Below are 16,933 nucleotides of genomic sequence, written 5' to 3'. Positions count from 1 at the left end.
CGTCGGGTGCACAACAGACAGTCGTTGCCTCAAGCTGTCCATTCGGACAACGCGCTGAGCTGCTTGGTCGCCGTCTCCGTGTCGACGCGATCACGGAAAGTAATGTCCACTGTGCGGACGGAGTTCTCACGCATTGAGACAATCAGATATGGGAATTCTTCAGCTTGACCAGAGCGAACGAGCTTGGCAAGGTTTCTCAACGCTTGCCGACCGCAGCCGGTCGTTGTCTCTCCACTGAGGAGCACCGTCCAGGAGGCATCCCTTGACGTCCGTCAATCCCTTGACCCGCTCGCTCGCCGTCGTCACCGCGACCGCTCTCGCCGTGACCGCGGCCGGCTGCGGCGGAGCGGACGACTCCGGCGCGGTCGCGCGCGGTGGCCCGATCGTGGTCGCCGCAGACCTCGAGCTCTCCGGTGCCGACGCGGCCGCCGGGCAGGCCTTCCAGCGCGCGCTGGAGCTGCGGGTCGACCAGCTCAACAGCTCCGGGCTGACCGGTGGCCGCACGGTGCGGCTGGTGGTCAAGGACAACCGGTCGGACCCCGGCGAGAGCCTGCGCAACATCCAGGACTTCAGCGCCGACCGCTCGGTCAACGCGATCATCATGGGTGCGTGCGCGCCGTGCGCGGTCAACGCCGCCAGGACGCTCAACGACAAGGCCATCCCGGCCGTCTCGCTGGCCGCCGCGGGTGCGGTGGCCAGCCCGATCGCCGAGCGGCGCTTCATGTTCAAGGTCGGCCCCAACGCCAACGACAACGCCGCCGCGCTCGCCGCCGAGCTGCGTCGTACTCCCGCGCTGCGCAAGATCGGGCTGCTCTACACGGCCGATGGCTACGGCGCCGAAGGGGTCGCGGCGCTCGATCGCGAACTGGGCAAGGTCGGGCTGAAGCTGGCGGCCAAGACCGAGGTGAAACCGACCGAGGACAACCTCGACGACCCCGTCGAGGAGCTAGCCGCCGAGGCACCGGACGCGATCCTGGTGTGGACCGGCGCCGAGCAGGCCGCGAAGGCCGGCGCGGCGGCCGCCGAGGCGGAATATCGCGGCCGGCTGTTCCTCGACGCGGCCGCGGCCGGCGACCTGTTCCTCGGCGGCGGCGACGGTGCGACGCCGGACGGCACGACGATGGTGTTCACCCAGACGATGGTGATCGACGACGTCATCGCCACGACACCGGCGAAGGCCGCCCGCAAGCAGTGGTTCCGCGATTACACCGCCCGCTGGGGCAGCTACCACGGGATCGCGTCGTTCGCCGCCGACGCGCTGCAGCTGATCACCGACGCCGCCGTGCGCGCCGACGCGGACCCGGCCACGCCGGACCGGTCGGCGATCCGCGACCAGCTCGAGATGTCGCAGATGGACGGTCTCTCCGGGCCGATCCGGCTCACCCCGGACAACCACTCGGGCCTGATGCGCCAGTCCCTGACAATGCTGGTCGCCCGCGGCGGCCGCTGGCGCCTGGCCGGCTAGCCCGTCGTCGCGCGGACCCACGGAAGGGTGAGGCGCTCGATCGCCACCAGTGCGTAGAACAGCACGATGCTCATCACCGAGAGCAGGGCCACGCAGGCGAAGGCCAGCGCGGTGTTGCCGCTGCCGCCGGACGAGCTGATCAGGTAGCCCAGGCCCGCGTCGGACGCGAACAGCTCGCCGACGACCGCGCCGACCAGGGCCAGTGGCAGGGCCACCTTGAGCCCGACGAAGATCTGGGGCAGCGCGGCCGGGAAGCGGATCTTCACGAAGGTCTGCAGCCGGGACGCGTCGAGCGAGCGGGTCAGCTCGACCAGGTCGGCCGGCGTGCTGCTCAGTCCGGCCGCCGTGGCCAGGGTGATCGGGAAGAAGCAGAACAGCACCGCCATCACGATCTTCGGCGCGCTGTCGAAGCCGAACCAGACGATCAGGAGCGGCACGATCGCCACCTTGGGCGCGGCGTTGAGCGCGACCAGCATCGGGTAGACCGCCCGCTCGACCGTGCGCGAGCCGGCGATCAACGCACCGATCAGCACGCCGCCGACCACCGAGATGCCATAGCCCGCAACGGTTTCCCAGAGCGTCACCCTGGCCTCCGCGATCAGGTCGCCGGGCATCTCGGCGAACACCCGGAGCACCTCGGGCGGCGTCGGCACGAGGTAGGGCTGGATCTCGAAGGCCACCACGGCCAACCACCACAGCGCGACGGCGCCCAGCGTGCCGGCCAGGGGAAGGGCGACCGCGAGCACCCGCCCGCCGCTCGCGGGACGGGCGAGGTCGGGCGGGGTGCTCGGCGTCATGTCGACTCCACAGTGGTCAGGCGGACGGCTTCGGGATCAGGTCGAACGAGATCACGTCTTCCGGCTTGAGGCCGTCGGGGATCGCACCGGCGCCCTGGAGGATCGCGATGCTGCGGGCGGCCCGGGCCTGGTCGATCTGGCCGAGACCCGTGCCGAGGTCGACGTAGGGCCGCATCAGCGTCATCTCGGCGGCGGCGACAGGCGCCGGCTGGGTCTTCTCGAACTTGGCGTAGATCTGGCCCGCTTCCTGCGGGTTGCTGATCGTGTCGGAAAGGCCCTTGAGCAACGCGGACATGAATCGCTTGACCTGGTCGGGCTTCTCCTGGGCCGTCTTCTTCGAGACACCGATGGCGCCGCCGAACAGGTCGGTGATCACGTCGGTGTACGGCAGCACGACCGCCTTCTTGCCGCCGGCGGCGCGCTCGACACCGGGCTTGCCGACCGGGAACTGGGTGATCACGTCGACCTGCTTGGAGGCCAGCAGCTGCGGCTGCTGTTGTGGCGCCACGTTCTGGAACTTCACCTTCCCCGCGTCGATGCCGGCGAGCCGGGCGTAGGTCGGGAACAGCACCTGGTTGACCGAGCCGGGCTGGGCGCCGATCGTCTTGTTCTCCAGATCGCGCGGGGTGCTGATCCCGCTCTCCTCCAGCGCCATCAGCGCGGTGAGGGAGCGCTGCTGCACGGCGCCGACGATCGTGAAGTCGTTGATGCCGCCCGGCCGGCCGTACTCGAGGAACGCACCGGTCAGGTCGATCGAGGCGTACTGGACCGATCCGGAGCTCAGCGCCTTGAGGTTGCCGTTGGTGCCCAGGCCGGGCTTGACCTCGACCTCCAGGCCGGCCTCGCGGAAGTAGCCCTTGTCGATCGCGGCGTAGACATAGGACTCTCGGCCGAAGAGGCCGAAGCCGCTCATGTAGACCACCTTGTCCAGTGGCTTCTCGGCGGCGTTCTGGCTGTCGCTGGCGGGCGCTTTGTCGTCGGAGCCGGAGCAGGCGGCCATGGTCAGCAGCAACGCCGCTGCACCCACGGCGGCAACCGCGCGGAGGGTTCGCATAACGGGAGGTCCCTTTCGTGGCATCGAAGTATTGACACACATTGGGCGGGGGACGACGCATCACCCTAGGGGAAACCCGGCGTTTGGCAACAGCCCGTACACCTATCCATCCGAGGCACGAAAGGGATAACCTGGCGTCGATGTTTCTCCGGATCTTCGCCTCCACCAAGGGAGGCACGAGCTACGCGGACATCCTCGGCCTGGCCCGACACGCCGAGGCCTGTGGCTTCGACGGGTTCTTCCGGCCCGACCACTATCTGCCGCTGGGCGGGCCGACCGACCACACGCCGACCGACGTATGGACCACAATGGCCGGTCTGGCCCGCGACACCACGCGGATCCGGCTCGGCTCGCTGATGAGCGCGGCCACGTTCCGGTCACCGGGTGCGCTCGCCGTTGCGGTGAGCCAGGTCGACGAGATGAGCGCGGGGCGGGTGGAGCTCGGGCTCGGCACCGGGTGGTACGAAGCGGAGCACGCCGCGTTCGGGATTCCGCTGCCGCCTGTCGGCGAGCGCTTCGAACGGTTGGCCGAGCAACTCGCGATCGTCACCGGGCTGTGGACCGCGTCCGACAGGTTCGATCACGCGGGTACGCACTACACGCTGGCCGGTGCTCCGGGTCTGCGCACGACCCAGCGGCCGCACCCGCCGGTGATCGTGGGCGGCAAAGGGCCGCGCCGTACCCCGCGGCTGGCCGCACGGTACGCGGACGAGTACAACGTGCAGTTCGCCAGCCCGGCCGACACCAAGGAGCTGTTCAACCGCCTCGACGCCGAGTCGGCGAAGCGGGGCCGAGTCGTGCGGCGCTCGGTGTGCGTCTCCGTGGCGTGCGGTCGTGACGCCGCGCAGGTCGAGCGGCGGGCGGCCATCCTGCGACCGCCGGTGCGCGCGGCGACCTTCGGTGCATACGGCTCGGTCGACGAGGTGGTCGACTACCTCGGCCAGTTCGCGGCCCTCGGCGTCGAGCGGGCCTACCTGCGGATCGCCGACCTGGCCGATCTCGACCACCTCGACCTGATCGCGGGTTCGATCATGCCGCAGGTGGCGGGATGATCCAGCTCTTCGGGGTCTCGCAGGTCTTCACCGGCCGGTCCGGCACGGTCGAGGCGCTGCGCGACATCGACCTGAAGATCGAGGAGGGCGAGTTCGTCGCGGTGGTCGGGCGTTCGGGCTGTGGCAAGTCCACGCTGCTGCGGCTGGTGGCCGGGCTGTTACCGCCGACCCACGGCGAGATCCACGTCGGCGACGAGCGGGTGACCAAGCCCCGGCGGGACATCGCGATGCTCTTCCAGCGCCCGGCGCTGCTGCCGTGGCGCACGGTGCTCGACAACGTGCTGCTGCCGGCGGAGATCTTCAAGCTGGGCCGGGCGGCGTTGCGCGAGCGCGCGCTCGGCCTGCTGGAGATGGTCGGGCTGGCGGGCTTCGAGAAGCGGCTGCCGCACGAGCTGTCGGGCGGCATGCAGCAGCGCGTGGCGCTCTGCCGTTCGCTGCTGTCCGGCCCGCGGGTCCTGCTGATGGACGAGCCGTTCTCCGCCCTGGACGCGCTCACACGCGAGGATCTCTCAACAGAGCTCCAGCGCATCCACATGGAGAACCGAGCGACCATCATGTTCGTCACCCACTCGATCGACGAGGCGGTCCTGCTGGCCGACCGCATAGTCGTCCTAAGCCCGCGCCCGGGCCAGATAGTAGAAATCCTCGACCTAGACATCCCGCGCCCCCGCTCCCTGGGCCGCACGGAACAGCTGGAGCAGGTGGTAGCCGCCCGCGCAGAGCTACACGACCTACTGATGCGCCGGGAGTCCGTCAGCTCTTGACCCGCGGACGTGGCAGGGCCGGGCCCCCTGGGGCCCGGCCCGGTGTCCGGCGGGAGCAACGGTCGCGCCCCCGACGGACCCGGGACAAGAAGCCCTTGATCTTGAAACTAGGGTTGCCAGACAAATTCCTTGGCGGGGACGGTCATGCGGCTGGCGAAGCGGTTGTTGACTGTGGCGGCTTCGGTGCTGTTCGGGTACGCGTTGGTGCACGAGACCGGCGCGCTGCTGCCCGACATGAGGTCGGCGCACAAACCAGTCCTGCGGTCCGGCAGGCCGAGGATGTGGCCGAACTCGTGTGTGGAGATTCGCGGCTGGTAGTAGCCCTGGTTGACGGCCTGGCGGCCCATGTACCAGTAGCCGTTGCCGAGCGACGTCGTATAGGTGCGCGGCCAGCCGTTGTCGGCGTAGACCCGGATGTTGGGCGTTCGGCCGGAGGGGACCGGCTCGAGGCGCACGTTGGTCACCCGGCTGTTCCAGTTGGCGGCGCCCTGGCGCACCACGGACACGAACTCCTGCGACTGGCTGGCGTCGTAGTACAACACGCGGACCGCGGCCTGGGCCACGCCGACCGATGCGAGCTGCACACCGACCAGCGCGGCGGCGACCAGAACGAGGGTGGAGAGTCTGCGGCGTAGGGCCATCGGGGGCCTCCTCGTGGGAGCGGATGAGGATCGGGTGGGACTCATCCTATCGAGAACCATCGATCGATCGGCCATCCCGGCGGGCACCTACCGCCGGGCGATGGTAGGGCGGGCACTACCTCCGGTTGGGGTACCTGTGGCAATGACTGAGCGTTGCCGGCCCGGAAGAGTGGTGGTCGATGGTTCCGCGCGTTCGACCGGGGGAGCGGTGATGGGTGCACGATCCACAGTGGGCATGAGGGCTGCGGGCCTGCTGCTGCTCGCGCTGTTGGGGATGACCGCGGGTGGGGTGCTGGGGCGGCTGCCGGTGGTGGCGGAGTACTCGCCGGTGCCGGTGATGCCGGTCGTGGAGTGGGCGGTCGGCGGGGGTCGCTAGGGCGCGCGGGCCTCCGTGACATTTAGGGCATAAGCCGCGTTATTGAATGCGGGCCGATGCCCGTGCCCTGAACCCACGGAGGCTTTGTTGAAGAGATTCCTGGTCGCCCCGCGGCGACGGTTCCCCCTGTTGTTCGCGGTCGTGGCGGTCGCGCTGCTCGCGTGGCCGGCGGCGGTCGTGGCCCAGCCCGCGGCGGAGGACGCCTACCCGCTCAAGCCGACGATCGTGCTCGTGCACGGCGCCTGGGCCGACGGCTCGTCGTGGGACGGCGTGACGGCCCGGCTCCAAGCGGCCGGCTACCCGGTGCGGGTGCCGCCGAACCCGTTGCGCAGCCTGTCCGGCGACAGCGAGACGATCGCCGACTTCCTGTCGACCATCCCCGGCCCGGTCGTCCTGGTCGGACACTCGTACGGCGGTGCCGTCATCACCAACGCCGCCACCGGGAACGCGAACGTCCGTGCGTTGGTCTTCGTCGACGCGTTCGCACCGGACGAGGGCGAGAAGGTCGTAGACCTGGTCGGCCCGGACTCCGTGCTAGCCGGCGACCCGGCCCTGGTCTTCGACTTCGTGCCGTTCCCGAACGCTCCGGAGGGCGATGCCGACCTCTACCTCAAGGAGGAGGTCTTCCTGACCGGCTTCGCCAACGGCGTGCCGTTCGAGCAGGCGAGGGTGCTGTGGGCCAGCCAGCGACCGTTGGTCGCCAGCGCCAGCAACGAGCCCTCGGGGCCGCCCGCCTGGAAGGAGATCCCCTCCTGGTACGTGGTCGGCACGCAGGACCAGGTGATCCCGAAGGCTCAGCAGCTCTTCATGGCCAAGCGGGCGGGTTCGGCGGTCACCAAGGTCGACGCCGGTCACCTGTCGCTGATCACCAAACCCGACGAGGTGACCGCGGTCGTCCTCGACGCGGTCAAGCACGTCTCGGCGACGTGAACCCCGCCGCCGGCCGGCCTTACGGGGCCGGCCGGCTGGCGACGCCGTCGCGGGCCTCGCGCAGGCCGCGGTTGGCCAGGCCGTCGGCGCGCTCGTTCTCGGGGTGGCCCGAGTGGCCCTTGACCCAGAACCAGCTCACCTCGTGAGGCTCCAGCGCGGCCTCCAGGCGCTGCCACAGGTCGACGTTCTTGACCGGCGTCCGCGCCGAGGTCTGCCAGCCGTTGGCCTTCCACTTCGGCAGCCACTTCGTGATGCCGTCGCGCACGTAGACGCTGTCGGTGTGCAGCCGGACCACCGCCGGCCGGGTCAGGCCCTCCAGCGCGCTGATCGGCGCCATGAGCTCCATCCGGTTGTTGGTGGTCGCCGTCGCCTCGCCACCGCACATCTCCTTCTCGACCGTGCCGTAGCGCAGCAACGCACCCCAGCCGCCCGGCCCAGGGTTGCCGCTGCACGCGCCGTCAGTCCAGATGTCCACGGTCATGCGGGCACCCTACGCGATGCCGAGACGCATGTACCATCTGGTACATGATGCTGACGACGAGCACGTCGGCCCGCGCCTCGAGGGCCGCCACCTGGGCAGTGCTGCGCGACGTGACCGACTGGCCACGCTGGACGCGGTCGATGACGTCGGTCGAGCGCCTCGACGACGGTCCGCTGCGGCTCGGCAGCCGGGCGCGGATCAAACAGCCGGGCATGCAGCCGCTGGTGTGGGAGGTCACGACGTTCGCCGACGAGACGGAGTTCTCCTGGACGAACCACTCCCCGGGGGTACGCACGGTCGGCCGCCACCTGATCGACACCAACCCGGACGGCTCGACCCGCATCACGCTGGAGCTGCACCAGACCGGTCCGTTGGCCGGGCTGCTCAACCTGTTCCTCGGCCGGCGCAACCGGCGCTATCTCGAGCTGGAGGCGGCCGGCCTGAAGGCGGCGAGCGAAGCCGCGTGAGCGCCGCCCGCGACGCGCTGCTCGATCGCTGCTTCGAGGTCGTCCGCCGGCACGGGTTCAGCCACCTGAGCCTGCGCGAGATCGCCGCGGAGGCCGGCACGAGCCACCGGATGCTGATCTACCACTTCGGCTCCCGCGACGGATTGCTGGCCGAGGTGGTCGCCCGGATGGAGGCGGCGCAGCGGGCCCTGCTGGCCGACCTGGTCACCGAGGACGCCGACATCTTCAGCGTGTCCGCGGCCTTCTGGACCCACCTGACCGGCCCGGACGTGCTGCCGGCGCAACGGCTGTTCTTCGAGGTCTACGTGCAGGCGCTGTACGGCCGGGAGTGGACGGCCGCCTTCCGCGAATCGGTGATCCGGGCGTGGGAGGAACCGCTGGTCTCGCTGTTCCTGCGGGCGGGGGTCGAGGGCGACCGGGCGCGGGCGCATGCCCGGCTGGGGCTCGCGGTGACCCGCGGCCTCGGTCTCGACCTGCTGATGAGCGGCGACCGCGCCGAGGTGGACGCGGCGATGGCGCTGTTCGGCGAGCTGGCCCGCGCCGACCTGCGCGGTGGCTCTTAGGTGCGAGTCTGGGGAGCCAGCGCCGCGGCGGCGACCGCGGTGGCCGCGGTGAGCAGGTCCTCGGCCACGGCGGCCACGAAGGCGGTGACCTGCTCGGTGCCGGCCCAGCGCCGCCAGTAGGCGCCCGCGTAGCTGCCGGCTACCGCGCCCACACCGCCGCACAGTGCGCCGAGCGCCGGGTTGCCGCGGGTCCGCCACGCCAACGCCGCACCTCCGAGCGCTCCGGTGGCGATCCGGATGCCCAGACCCTGCGCCATCAGCCGGCTCGGGGTGTTGGGCAGCTTGTCGCCGACGAGCTCGGCGGCCGCACCGGCGGTCAGCAGGACGCGGCCAGGGTTGCTGGCCGCTCGGTCCAGCCACATCGACGCAGTGTTTGGGCGGGTCGTCAGCGCGATCGTCGCGATGGGGGTCATGCTGCGCCCACCGGCGGCGACACCGGCCAGGAACGCGCTGGTCAGGACGGCCGTCTCCATGCGGTTCAGGCTAGCTGGCCGCGCGGCGCGGCGGGGCTAGTCGAGCAGTCGCGCCCGGGCCGCCGCGAGCACGGCGCCGTCGACGCCACAGTCGGCGAGGTATTTCGTCACGTCGCCGTACGCCTGCCGCAGGTGCTCGAGGGTGTTGACCATGAGTTTGCGCTCGACGCCATCGGTCAGCGCGTACTCGTCGGCGATCTGCTCCTCGTCGACCCCGGCGACCAGCAGCAGGAGCGCGACCAGCACGCCCGTGCGGTCCTTGCCCTCGTGGCAGTGCACCACGACCCCGCCCGGCGGCGCCTCGGCCACCGCCCGGAACGCGGCGCCGACCTGGGGCCGGTTGTGGTCGAGCAGAGCCGCGTACGTGTCCGGGATGATTTCGTAGTCCGCGTCGCCGAGCAGCGGGGCGTTGACGTAGAGCGGGTCTCCGGCGAACGGGGTCGGCCACCTGTCGTTCTCGTGCGCCCAGCGCAGGTCGACGATCCGGCGCACGCCACCGGCCCGGATGGCGGCGACGGCATCGGCCGTCAGTTTGTGGTGGCCGTCGGAACGCAGCAGCGCCTCGGACCGGACGCGCCGACCGTCGGCGGTGGTGAGGCCACCAAGATCGCGGACGTTGGTGCAGTCGGGCCAGTCGAGGATCACGGTCGCGGCTCCTTCGCGTGGGGGATCACGATCATGATCCCCCACGCGGGTGAGAGCGGTCGATCCCGTTTACGCGGTGCCGCGCCGGGTGACGCGGATCCGCCACCGCCCGAACAGGACGGTGCCCGCGACGAACAGCACGGCGACGGCGGCGAGCCCAATCAGCCAGGGCTGCGGCCCGGACGGCGCGGTGCTGGCGACCGGTTCCGCCTCGATCGCGGCCGGTGGTTCGACCTCTCTGACGGCCGCCGGCCCGGCCGCGGTGAACGGGTCGCGGGTCTGGTCGACTGGCAGGACCGGCGGCTTGACGGCGCCGGGCCAGTACTGCGCCAGCTGCTCCTTGGTCGGCGCACTGGGCGTCGGCTGTTGCACGAGACCGTCCTTCGCGCTGATCGTGCCGACCTGGTACTCGGGGAACCAGCCCTGGATCCCGGTGACCGTGAACGGACCGTCGTGCGGCAGCACGACGGAAACCGCGTAGTGGGCGGGCTCCTTCAACTTCACAGCCGGAAACTTCGTCGCGGCGCCCTTGCTGTCGACGAGGAGCAGAGCGACCTCCGAGAGCTCACCCTCGTAGGGATGGAAGCCGTGCTGGAGAATCCAGACCCCCACGGTGTACGTCTGGTGCGCCTTCAGCTGGCCCGGCATCGGCTCCAGCACGGTCGCCGCCCAGCCACCGGCACGGGCCGGGCCTGGCGCGGCGATCGCGCCGACCGCCACCGCGACCAGAGTCGCCGCCATAGCCGCGAGTGCACGGCGCAAAATGTTCGACATGTTCGCCACCTCCGGTGGTGACGAGCCGCACTCGGCCCGCCCGGTTCCATTCCGATCCGGGGGCGACCCCCGGACCCCACGGTCTGGTGGGCGCGGTCCGCGGGATGCGAGGTCGGACCCAACGTCGCCGTTGGGTCCGAGCCCACCGGCGTCGTGGTTGTCGTTTCAAGAGCTGTTCGCAGCGCGGCGGATCTAGCGGAGCAGTCGCCACGACGCCACCACCGCGATCTCGAACGTGCGCGCCGCGCTTCCATCGTCCGAACTGAACTCGCGTCGACGACGACGGTGTATATCGTCCGACATTCCTGCCCGTCCGCGGTCGGGCGGGCGACGCGCGGCCCGTTCAGAACGTGACCGTGATGCTGGTGTCAGGTCGGCTGATGGTGTGTCGTCGGGTGCCGGCAACGGCGCTTCGACCCGATGCCGTTCCGTGCGCTGCGCAGTGATGGCGGGCTGGTCGGGTCGTCCTGGGGCGTCCACTGTCCGAGCAGGTCGGCCAGGTGGGCGGCGCCGTCCGGCGGCGGCAGCCGACTTGGCTGTCTTCGCCGCCGGGCATCGGCTGGCCGGGTTCGGTTCGGTGCGCGCGATCTCGATCCAAATGATGGCCTGTCTGGACCGGCTGAAGCGCTCCGCTGGACCGACAGATCGTTGCTGTCCCCGCCGCGGCGGCTGGACGCAGGAAGACGTCGGCCGACTCCTCGCGACCCCGTGGCACAGCTTGACCCACGCCGGGCGTTGAACGTCAACAAGGGTCCTGGCCACTACCGTGCATCCGGGTCAGAACGGACGGAGGCGACGTGGTCACTGCGGCTTGGTTGAGGCGCCTCGGTGAGGATGGATTGACGGACCTGCTGCGGCGACGGCCGGAGGGGTTGGCGGTGCCGCCGCCGGTGTCGTTGGGTGAGCTGGCTGAGCGGTTGGCGACGCCGGCGGCGACGATCGCTGCTTTGCGCCGGTTGGACCGTCCGGTGTTGCAGGTCGCGGAGGCGTTGGCGGCACTCGGCGGCCGGGCTGAGCGGGCGATCTTGGATCGGCTGCTCGGCGCCACGACGGACGGCGGGCGGGCGGACGTGACGCGTACGCTGGAAACGCTTCGGGCCAACGCGCTCGTGCTCGATGACGCCACGCCGCAGCTCGTTGCCGCTGCCGCGGCGGCTTGGCCGCGTCCGCTCGGGCTCGGCGACCCGGTCGCGACCGGCCTGGCATACCGGACCGCCGATCAGCTGCGCAGCATGGCCCGCCATCTGGGTGTCAGCCCGGCTGGTCGCAAGGCCGACATTCTCGGCCAGGTGCTCGCCTACCTCGGTGACGGCGAACGGATACGCTCCCTCGTCGCTGGGGCTCCGGCCGATGTTCGCGACCTGTTGGACAAAGCCGCAGCCGGCGGTGAGATCGAGCCGGATCCGTTCTACTACAGCTCGTACGGCGGTCGGCCGCGAACACCGCAAGCCTGGGCGATCGAGCGCGGCCTGCTGGCCCGGACCGCTGAGTGGGGCGGCGAGCTGAGCATGCCGGCCGAGGTCGCGCTGGCGCTACGCGGCTCGGGTTACGCGGCACCGTTCGACGCCGTGGCGCCATCCGTCGCACGGTCGGCGGCTGATCCCGCGACGACGGCACGCGCCGCGGCGGCCGCTGGCGCCGCGATGGTCCGGCTAGTCGCTGATCTTCTGGAGGCGGCGGGCAAGAAGCCGGTGCCCACGCTTCGCACCGGCGGGGTCGGCGTGCGCGAGCTGAAGCGGTTGGCGAAAGCGCTCGGCTGCGGCGAGCCTGACCTGCGGTTGGGGTTGTCGGTCGCCGCGCACGCCGGATTGCTGTCGCTGCGGGACGGGCAGGCGGCACCGACCGCCGACTACGACGGATGGCGAGGGCGCGAGCCGGCCAGCCAGCTCTCCACGCTGCTGAGTGTGTGGTGGCGATCGCCGTGCGCGCCGCTGGCTGCCTCTGGCGCGGTCACGCCTGACGAGGTTCGTGCCGGCATCGTCGACTACGTGCCGCCGTCATCGCCGCCGCCGCGGAGCCGGAAGGCGCTGCCATTGACGACCCTCAAGCCCTGGCCGACCTGGTCATCTGGCGGCAACCGCTCGCGTTCGGCGATCCCGATACCGCAGCAGACCAGGCCGTCGCCTGCTGGCACGAAGCCGCTCTGCTAGGTGTGACCGGCGCGGGAGCGGTCACCGCGGCCGGCCACGCGCTGCTCGGCGGTGCAGACGACCTGACCGCTGTACTCGCCGACATCGGCACCACCCAGCACCACGCCCGGCTACAGGCCGACCTCACCGCCGTCGTCTCCGGCAGCCCGGACGCCACTTTGAGCGCGCTGCTCGACGTGGCCGCCGATCCCGAAACCCGCGGGGTCGCGCGCACGTGGCGGTTCAGCCCGGCCACCGTACGGCGGGCACTCGACGCCGGACACACCGCCAGCAGCCTGCTCGACGCACTCGCCGACATCTCGGCGGGCGAGCTGCCGCAACCGCTGCGCTACCTGGTCGCCGATGTCGCCCGCCAACACGGCTCCGTGCGGGCCAGCGCCGTAGCCTGCTGCCTGCGCAGTGAAGACACCGCTCTCCTGAACGAGATCGTCGCGGACCGCCGGCTGCGTGCCCTCGGGCTGCGGCAGCTCGCCCCGACAGTGCTCGCCGCCGACGCCCCGCTACAGGATGTCCTCACCGCGCTCCGCAACGCCGGCTACGCGCCCGTTGCCGAAGCCGCCGACGGCACCCCGATCGTGGAACGGGTGATCGACCACCGGGCATCCACTGACCCGCCCCGCCAGGCACGCGCCAACGGCTCCGCCAAAAGCCGGACAGCCAGACCGCGCCAGGCAGTCACCCGCCCCCAACCTGCCGACCTGGCCCGGAAGCTGCTCGCCGCGCCCGACGAGACATTGATACCGCTCACACCGTCGCTGGAAGCGGTACGCCTGTCCGCGACCAATCTGACGACGACCGAAGCGCGAATCCTCGCCCACGCGATCGACCACCGCCAACCAGTGACGATCAGCTACGTCAACCGGGACGGCAACCCCAGCAACCGCACCATAGACAACATCGAACTCACCGACGGCTCCCTATTGGCATGGTGCCGCCTCCGCGACGGCGAACGCTGGTTCACCTCAAACGAATCACCGCCGTCGAACCCGCCAACCTCCCATGATCGACCACCACGTCCAACCGGCGTCGGCCAGGTGACGGCGGCGACCGCTGTCTACGCGGGACGTGTGAGCCCGCGACTCGGGCTATGTCCCCAGCCCTGGCCACGTCCACCGTGGGCCCACCCGGCGCCACGACTGGGCCTGGATCGCTCACCGCTCACCGCGACGGGGCTGACACCCTCATCGGCAGCCCGTCCGTCGCGGTCTACACGATCGGCGGCGGCGGGTCGTAGACCACGGGAGCGTAGTGCTGCGGCAGGCCGCAATAGCTGGGCCCGGTGCCGGACAGCGGCGATCGGCACACCTGCACGCTGGCCCGGCTGATACCGGCGGTCGTCGTGTCCGATCCGACGGTGAAGTCAAAGCTGACGACCGCGTTGTCGGCTCGGGCTTCGGCTCGTTGGGTCGAGCCGTTGTTCAGGTATGCGACGAACGCCGCCACCGAGTAGTAGCCGTCGTCGCGGCACAGGAAGCCCCAGGCGTCGGGCAGTGGATGGTCGACCAGCGTGCCGCGGGCATCCAGCGCGATCGGCCGGATCGGGGTGGTTGTGCTGTACCGCCAGATCAGGCTGCCCTGTGTGCGGCCGTAACGGCAGCTGTCGCCCGAGTCAGCTCTGAACGGGAACGCCGCGCTCGCGTGCGCCGTGGCCGACGTCGTCAGAAGGCAGGTGACGACGGCGAGGGCGATCACAGCAACCAGCCGCAGTCTGTTCATCGCGAACTCCCTTGAGTGGGTCAGCTACAGGTACGGCGGGAACCGCCCATGCGCGGAGTAGAAGGACGGCGACAGCATTGTCGCCCGCTATATAGACATCTGTCAATAACTTGACTCTTGAGATCGACCACGATGGAACCGCCTGCCACTGAGCGAGTCGTCGGGAAGGTCACCGGGCGGCGGGCGGCCGCGCCGGGCCGGTCCACGCAGACGACCTGGGCGCCGAGGTCGGCCAGCAGCACGGCGGCGAACAGGGGTCGGCCCGAGCCCGGCCAGCTCCACGAGGCGCAGCCTCGCAGCGGGCCGATCCTCTCTGGCATGATCCCCAATCGACCCGCCAGCCGGGCCGTCCGGATCAGTTCACGTCTACGGTCACCCGCCAGGGCAGGACCGGCGCGCCGCACGGGATCTCGGGCGGGCAGACGTCCCGGTACGAGGCTAGGCCGCCACGGCCGGGCTGGACCGCCCGGTACGCGGCCGCCGTCGTGCCGGGCGGCGGGGGCGCCGGCAGCGGCAGGGCGACCAAGACGCCGCCGCTGGCTTGGACCGGGGTCCACCAGTTGTACGGGTTGGGATATCGCACCGGGTCGACGGCGAGCGTGACGTACAGCCGTTGCCACCGTCGCAGGCAGATGGTGCGCCCGTTGTCGGCCTGCCCGAGCTGGATCGGCCGGCCGGTCGCATCGGTAGGCACGCAGCCGGTCGGTGCCGTCGGGTCGGCGGGAGCCGCCGAGCCGACCGATGCCGGGGCGGCGGCCAGCGCCGCGGCGACGACCACGGCGGTGAAAACGGTTCTCGCGCGCACGAAAACCTCCTCCAGCACAGCAACCAACATATCCGTCGGAGCCTATCTTTTGACGCACTTCCCTTGAAGGGCCAAAGGGCTGCGACACCGCCGCCGCGCGTGATGCCGCGCGGTCACACGCCAGGGTGGCTGCAGTCGCGCAGGCCGCAGCTTTGACGCAGGAACGAGTCCACCGGTTCTTCGCCAACCCCGTGACAGCGCTGACCGACGCCGGGCTTTGCGCGTCAACGAAGGTGCTGGCCACTACAGGGCATCCGGGTCTGCTGCGGGGCGGCGAGCATGGTGAGCAACATGAGGGTGGGCTCGACGGCGTGGACGCTGTGCGGCAGCCGGGCTGGACAGCGTGCCGTCCTGGGGGATGTCCAGCTCGGCGCGTAGGTCTTCGATGACGAATGCGGTTATGGTGTTTCTCCTGTCGGCTGGTGAGTTCGGGCACGTCGGCGATCACGGCAACGGCGCCCAGGTGTGCGCCATGAGGAATCGGAACACCGGCGCTGCGCACCGCCGTCGGCCGCGTCGCTGACCGCCTCCCTCAGCACCGGAGCGCGCGGGCCGCGAGCGGATGCTCCGGCGACAGCCACGCGTTGTTCACCGCCGTCGCCAGATCGCGCCGCAACGCGCGTCTCACATCTGAAAGACCACCCGGGCGGTGACCCTGCCGGCCAGGACGTCGTCGATGGCCTGGTTGATGTCGTCGAGCTTGCGGGTCTCGAACTCCACCCGGGTGCGGCCGGCCGCGTGCAGTGCGAATACCTCGGCCAGGTCGGCGCGGGTGCCGACGATCGACCCGATGACGCTGATGCCCATCAGCACGGTCTGGAAGATCGGCAACCGCATGGTGTTCTCTTTGGGCAGCGACACCAGCACCAGCCGCCCGCCGCGGCGCAGCGCCGCGTGCGCCTGCTCCAGCACGATCGGCGCGGCGGCCAGCACGACGGCGACGTCGGCGCCACCCAGCGCCTGAATGGCCGCCACCGGGTCGGTGCTCGCCGCGTTGACCGTGTGCGCGGCGCCGAGTTCGCGGGCCAGTGCCAGCTTCTCGTCGGTGACGTCCACCGCGATCGTGTCGCCGCCGAAGATCTGCGCGTACTGCTGGGCCAGGTGTCCGAGCCCGCCGATGCCGAAGATCGCCACCCGCTCGGTCGGCCGCACCCCGGCCACCTTGATCGCCTTGTACGTGGTGACGCCAGCGCAGGTCAGCGGGGCGGCCTCCAGCGGGCTCACGCCGTCGGGCACCCGCACCACGCTGCGCGCGTACGCGACCGCGTAGTCGGCGTGGCCGCCGTCGATCGAGTAGCCGGTGTTCTTCTGCGCCTCGCACAATGTCTCGCGGCCGTCGATGCAGTACCCGCAGACGCCGCAGGCGTACCCGAGCCAGGGAACCGCTACCCGGTCCCCGACTGCGAGCGCGGTCACCGCGGACCCGATCCGCTCGACGACGCCGACGCCCTCGTGCCCGGGCACGAACGGCGGGGTTGGCTTGACCGGCCAGTCACCGCGCGCGGCGTGGATGTCGGTGTGGCATAGTCCGCTGGCCTCGATGCGGACCAACACCTGATCCGCACCCGGCTCCGGCAACGGCCTGTCGATGATCTGAAGTGGACTGTCGAAGCTGGTCACGACGGCCGCGCGCATGGGTACTCCTTCAACGGGTGGAAACACCGCACTCAGCATCTCGACACGGCCCGGCGCCGGTAAGGGTCCGTCGACCGGCTTCCGCGGGCCCAAGGTCCTACCCGTCACCGGTTCCGCGTCCCGGGCGGGGACAGCCGGCCCGATC

Annotated in this window: 19 protein-coding genes; 9 read left to right on the top strand and 10 right to left on the bottom strand. The window is 70.7% G+C overall.

Annotated elements, in window-relative coordinates:
* Positions 1–262: 262 nt before the first annotated feature.
* On the top strand, positions 263–1,465 hold the full coding sequence (locus AB0J88_RS25900) for an ABC transporter substrate-binding protein (RefSeq protein ID WP_364351620.1): 1,203 nt from the start codon (positions 263–265) through the stop codon (positions 1,463–1,465).
* On the opposite strand, the gene AB0J88_RS25895 is transcribed toward AB0J88_RS25900, so the two are convergent.
* Both AB0J88_RS25895 and AB0J88_RS25890 read right to left on the bottom strand, forming a co-directional pair.
* Entirely contained in the window at positions 1,462–2,262 is an 801-nt protein-coding gene (locus AB0J88_RS25895) for an ABC transporter permease (protein WP_364351623.1), read from the bottom strand. The genes AB0J88_RS25900 and AB0J88_RS25895 overlap by 4 nt on opposite strands.
* A 16-nt stretch (positions 2,263–2,278) precedes the next feature.
* A complete protein-coding gene (locus tag AB0J88_RS25890; RefSeq protein ID WP_364351626.1) occupies positions 2,279–3,316 on the bottom strand; it encodes an ABC transporter substrate-binding protein in 1,038 nt (345 codons plus the stop codon).
* A gap of 140 nt (positions 3,317–3,456) precedes the next feature.
* Between AB0J88_RS25890 and AB0J88_RS25885 the strand changes: the two genes are divergently transcribed.
* Both AB0J88_RS25885 and AB0J88_RS25880 read left to right on the top strand, forming a co-directional pair.
* A complete protein-coding gene (locus tag AB0J88_RS25885) occupies positions 3,457–4,368 on the top strand; it encodes a TIGR03560 family F420-dependent LLM class oxidoreductase (RefSeq protein WP_364351629.1) in 912 nt (303 codons plus the stop codon).
* On the top strand, positions 4,365–5,132 hold the full coding sequence (locus tag AB0J88_RS25880; RefSeq protein ID WP_364351632.1) for an ABC transporter ATP-binding protein: 768 nt from the start codon (positions 4,365–4,367) through the stop codon (positions 5,130–5,132). Before AB0J88_RS25885 ends, AB0J88_RS25880 begins: the two co-directional genes overlap by 4 nt.
* Before the next feature lie 107 nt (positions 5,133–5,239).
* On the opposite strand, the gene AB0J88_RS25875 is transcribed toward AB0J88_RS25880, so the two are convergent.
* Complete coding sequence (locus AB0J88_RS25875; RefSeq protein WP_364351635.1) at positions 5,240–5,773, bottom strand: snapalysin family zinc-dependent metalloprotease; 534 nt, start codon at positions 5,771–5,773, stop codon at positions 5,240–5,242.
* Between the two features lie 211 nt (positions 5,774–5,984).
* Here AB0J88_RS25875 and AB0J88_RS25870 point away from each other — a divergent pair, with 211 nt between their 5' ends.
* Together AB0J88_RS25870 and AB0J88_RS25865 are read left to right on the top strand one after the other, a co-directional pair.
* Positions 5,985–6,149 carry a hypothetical protein gene (locus tag AB0J88_RS25870; protein ID WP_364351638.1) on the top strand — a complete coding sequence of 55 codons (165 nt, stop codon included), beginning with the start codon at positions 5,985–5,987 and terminating at the stop codon, positions 6,147–6,149.
* Positions 6,150–6,236: 87 nt separating this feature from the next.
* Positions 6,237–7,079 carry an alpha/beta hydrolase gene (locus AB0J88_RS25865; protein WP_364351641.1) on the top strand — a complete coding sequence of 281 codons (843 nt, stop codon included), beginning with the start codon at positions 6,237–6,239 and terminating at the stop codon, positions 7,077–7,079.
* 19 nt (positions 7,080–7,098) lie between these two features.
* Here the strand turns inward: AB0J88_RS25865 and rnhA are convergent, their stop codons facing one another.
* Positions 7,099–7,560, bottom strand: coding sequence for a ribonuclease HI (rnhA, locus tag AB0J88_RS25860; protein WP_364351644.1), 462 nt, complete (start codon positions 7,558–7,560; stop codon positions 7,099–7,101).
* 44 nt (positions 7,561–7,604) lie between these two features.
* Here rnhA and AB0J88_RS25855 point away from each other — a divergent pair, with 44 nt between their 5' ends.
* A complete protein-coding gene (locus AB0J88_RS25855) occupies positions 7,605–8,027 on the top strand; it encodes an SRPBCC family protein (protein ID WP_364351647.1) in 423 nt (140 codons plus the stop codon).
* Positions 8,024–8,590 carry a TetR/AcrR family transcriptional regulator gene (locus tag AB0J88_RS25850; RefSeq protein WP_364351650.1) on the top strand — a complete coding sequence of 189 codons (567 nt, stop codon included), beginning with the start codon at positions 8,024–8,026 and terminating at the stop codon, positions 8,588–8,590. Before AB0J88_RS25855 ends, AB0J88_RS25850 begins: the two co-directional genes overlap by 4 nt.
* On the opposite strand, the gene AB0J88_RS25845 is transcribed toward AB0J88_RS25850, so the two are convergent.
* From AB0J88_RS25845 to AB0J88_RS25835, 3 genes are all read right to left on the bottom strand, one after another.
* Positions 8,587–9,063 carry a hypothetical protein gene (locus AB0J88_RS25845; RefSeq protein ID WP_364351653.1) on the bottom strand — a complete coding sequence of 159 codons (477 nt, stop codon included), beginning with the start codon at positions 9,061–9,063 and terminating at the stop codon, positions 8,587–8,589. The genes AB0J88_RS25850 and AB0J88_RS25845 overlap by 4 nt on opposite strands.
* Before the next feature lie 36 nt (positions 9,064–9,099).
* On the bottom strand, positions 9,100–9,708 hold the full coding sequence (locus AB0J88_RS25840) for a tyrosine-protein phosphatase (RefSeq protein ID WP_364351655.1): 609 nt from the start codon (positions 9,706–9,708) through the stop codon (positions 9,100–9,102).
* A gap of 69 nt (positions 9,709–9,777) precedes the next feature.
* Positions 9,778–10,482: a hypothetical protein gene (locus AB0J88_RS25835; protein ID WP_364351658.1), complete on the bottom strand. Its 705-nt coding sequence runs from the start codon at positions 10,480–10,482 to the stop codon at positions 9,778–9,780.
* A gap of 839 nt (positions 10,483–11,321) precedes the next feature.
* Between AB0J88_RS25835 and AB0J88_RS25830 the strand changes: the two genes are divergently transcribed.
* Both AB0J88_RS25830 and AB0J88_RS25825 read left to right on the top strand, forming a co-directional pair.
* Positions 11,322–12,632, top strand: a complete 1,311-nt coding sequence (locus tag AB0J88_RS25830; protein WP_364351660.1) for a hypothetical protein — start codon at positions 11,322–11,324, stop codon at positions 12,630–12,632.
* A 2-nt stretch (positions 12,633–12,634) separates the two neighbouring features.
* Positions 12,635–13,957 carry a helicase-associated domain-containing protein gene (locus tag AB0J88_RS25825; RefSeq protein WP_364351663.1) on the top strand — a complete coding sequence of 441 codons (1,323 nt, stop codon included), beginning with the start codon at positions 12,635–12,637 and terminating at the stop codon, positions 13,955–13,957.
* On the opposite strand, the gene AB0J88_RS25820 is transcribed toward AB0J88_RS25825, so the two are convergent.
* The 3 genes from AB0J88_RS25820 to adhP form a co-directional block, all read right to left on the bottom strand.
* Positions 13,839–14,348, bottom strand: coding sequence for a hypothetical protein (locus AB0J88_RS25820; protein WP_364351666.1), 510 nt, complete (start codon positions 14,346–14,348; stop codon positions 13,839–13,841). The two genes, AB0J88_RS25825 and AB0J88_RS25820, sit on opposite strands and share 119 nt — an antisense overlap.
* 355 nt (positions 14,349–14,703) lie before the next feature.
* Positions 14,704–15,153 (bottom strand): hypothetical protein, encoded by a 450-nt coding sequence (locus AB0J88_RS25815; RefSeq protein WP_364351669.1) that lies wholly within the window; start codon positions 15,151–15,153, stop codon positions 14,704–14,706.
* Between the two features lie 624 nt (positions 15,154–15,777).
* A complete protein-coding gene (gene adhP, locus AB0J88_RS25810; RefSeq protein WP_364351672.1) occupies positions 15,778–16,788 on the bottom strand; it encodes an alcohol dehydrogenase AdhP in 1,011 nt (336 codons plus the stop codon).
* Between the last annotated feature and the right edge of the window lie 145 nt (positions 16,789–16,933).

The sequence above is a fragment of the Asanoa sp. NPDC049475 genome (assembly GCF_040676915.1).
Taxonomy (GTDB): domain Bacteria; phylum Actinomycetota; class Actinomycetes; order Mycobacteriales; family Micromonosporaceae; genus Asanoa.
Note: the sequence above shows the minus strand (reverse complement) of the source record. Positions and strands in the feature narration are given on the sequence as shown.

Bases quoted from the DNA above. Each gene is read 5' to 3' on its own strand.
- AB0J88_RS25895 (WP_364351623.1), bottom strand. From the start codon at position 2,262: ATGACGCCGAGCACCCCGCCCGACCTCGCCCGTCCCGCGAGCGGCGGG.
- AB0J88_RS25890 (WP_364351626.1), bottom strand. From the start codon at position 3,316: ATGCGAACCCTCCGCGCGGTTGCCGCCGTGGGTGCAGCGGCGTTGCTG.
- AB0J88_RS25885 (WP_364351629.1), top strand. From the start codon at position 3,457: ATGTTTCTCCGGATCTTCGCCTCCACCAAGGGAGGCACGAGCTACGCG.
- AB0J88_RS25880 (WP_364351632.1), top strand. From the start codon at position 4,365: ATGATCCAGCTCTTCGGGGTCTCGCAGGTCTTCACCGGCCGGTCCGGC.
- AB0J88_RS25875 (WP_364351635.1), bottom strand. From the start codon at position 5,773: ATGGCCCTACGCCGCAGACTCTCCACCCTCGTTCTGGTCGCCGCCGCG.
- AB0J88_RS25870 (WP_364351638.1), top strand. From the start codon at position 5,985: ATGGGTGCACGATCCACAGTGGGCATGAGGGCTGCGGGCCTGCTGCTG.
- rnhA (WP_364351644.1), bottom strand. From the start codon at position 7,560: ATGACCGTGGACATCTGGACTGACGGCGCGTGCAGCGGCAACCCTGGG.
- AB0J88_RS25855 (WP_364351647.1), top strand. From the start codon at position 7,605: ATGATGCTGACGACGAGCACGTCGGCCCGCGCCTCGAGGGCCGCCACC.
- AB0J88_RS25845 (WP_364351653.1), bottom strand. From the start codon at position 9,063: ATGGAGACGGCCGTCCTGACCAGCGCGTTCCTGGCCGGTGTCGCCGCC.
- AB0J88_RS25835 (WP_364351658.1), bottom strand. From the start codon at position 10,482: ATGTCGAACATTTTGCGCCGTGCACTCGCGGCTATGGCGGCGACTCTG.
- AB0J88_RS25820 (WP_364351666.1), bottom strand. From the start codon at position 14,348: ATGAACAGACTGCGGCTGGTTGCTGTGATCGCCCTCGCCGTCGTCACC.
- adhP (WP_364351672.1), bottom strand. From the start codon at position 16,788: ATGCGCGCGGCCGTCGTGACCAGCTTCGACAGTCCACTTCAGATCATC.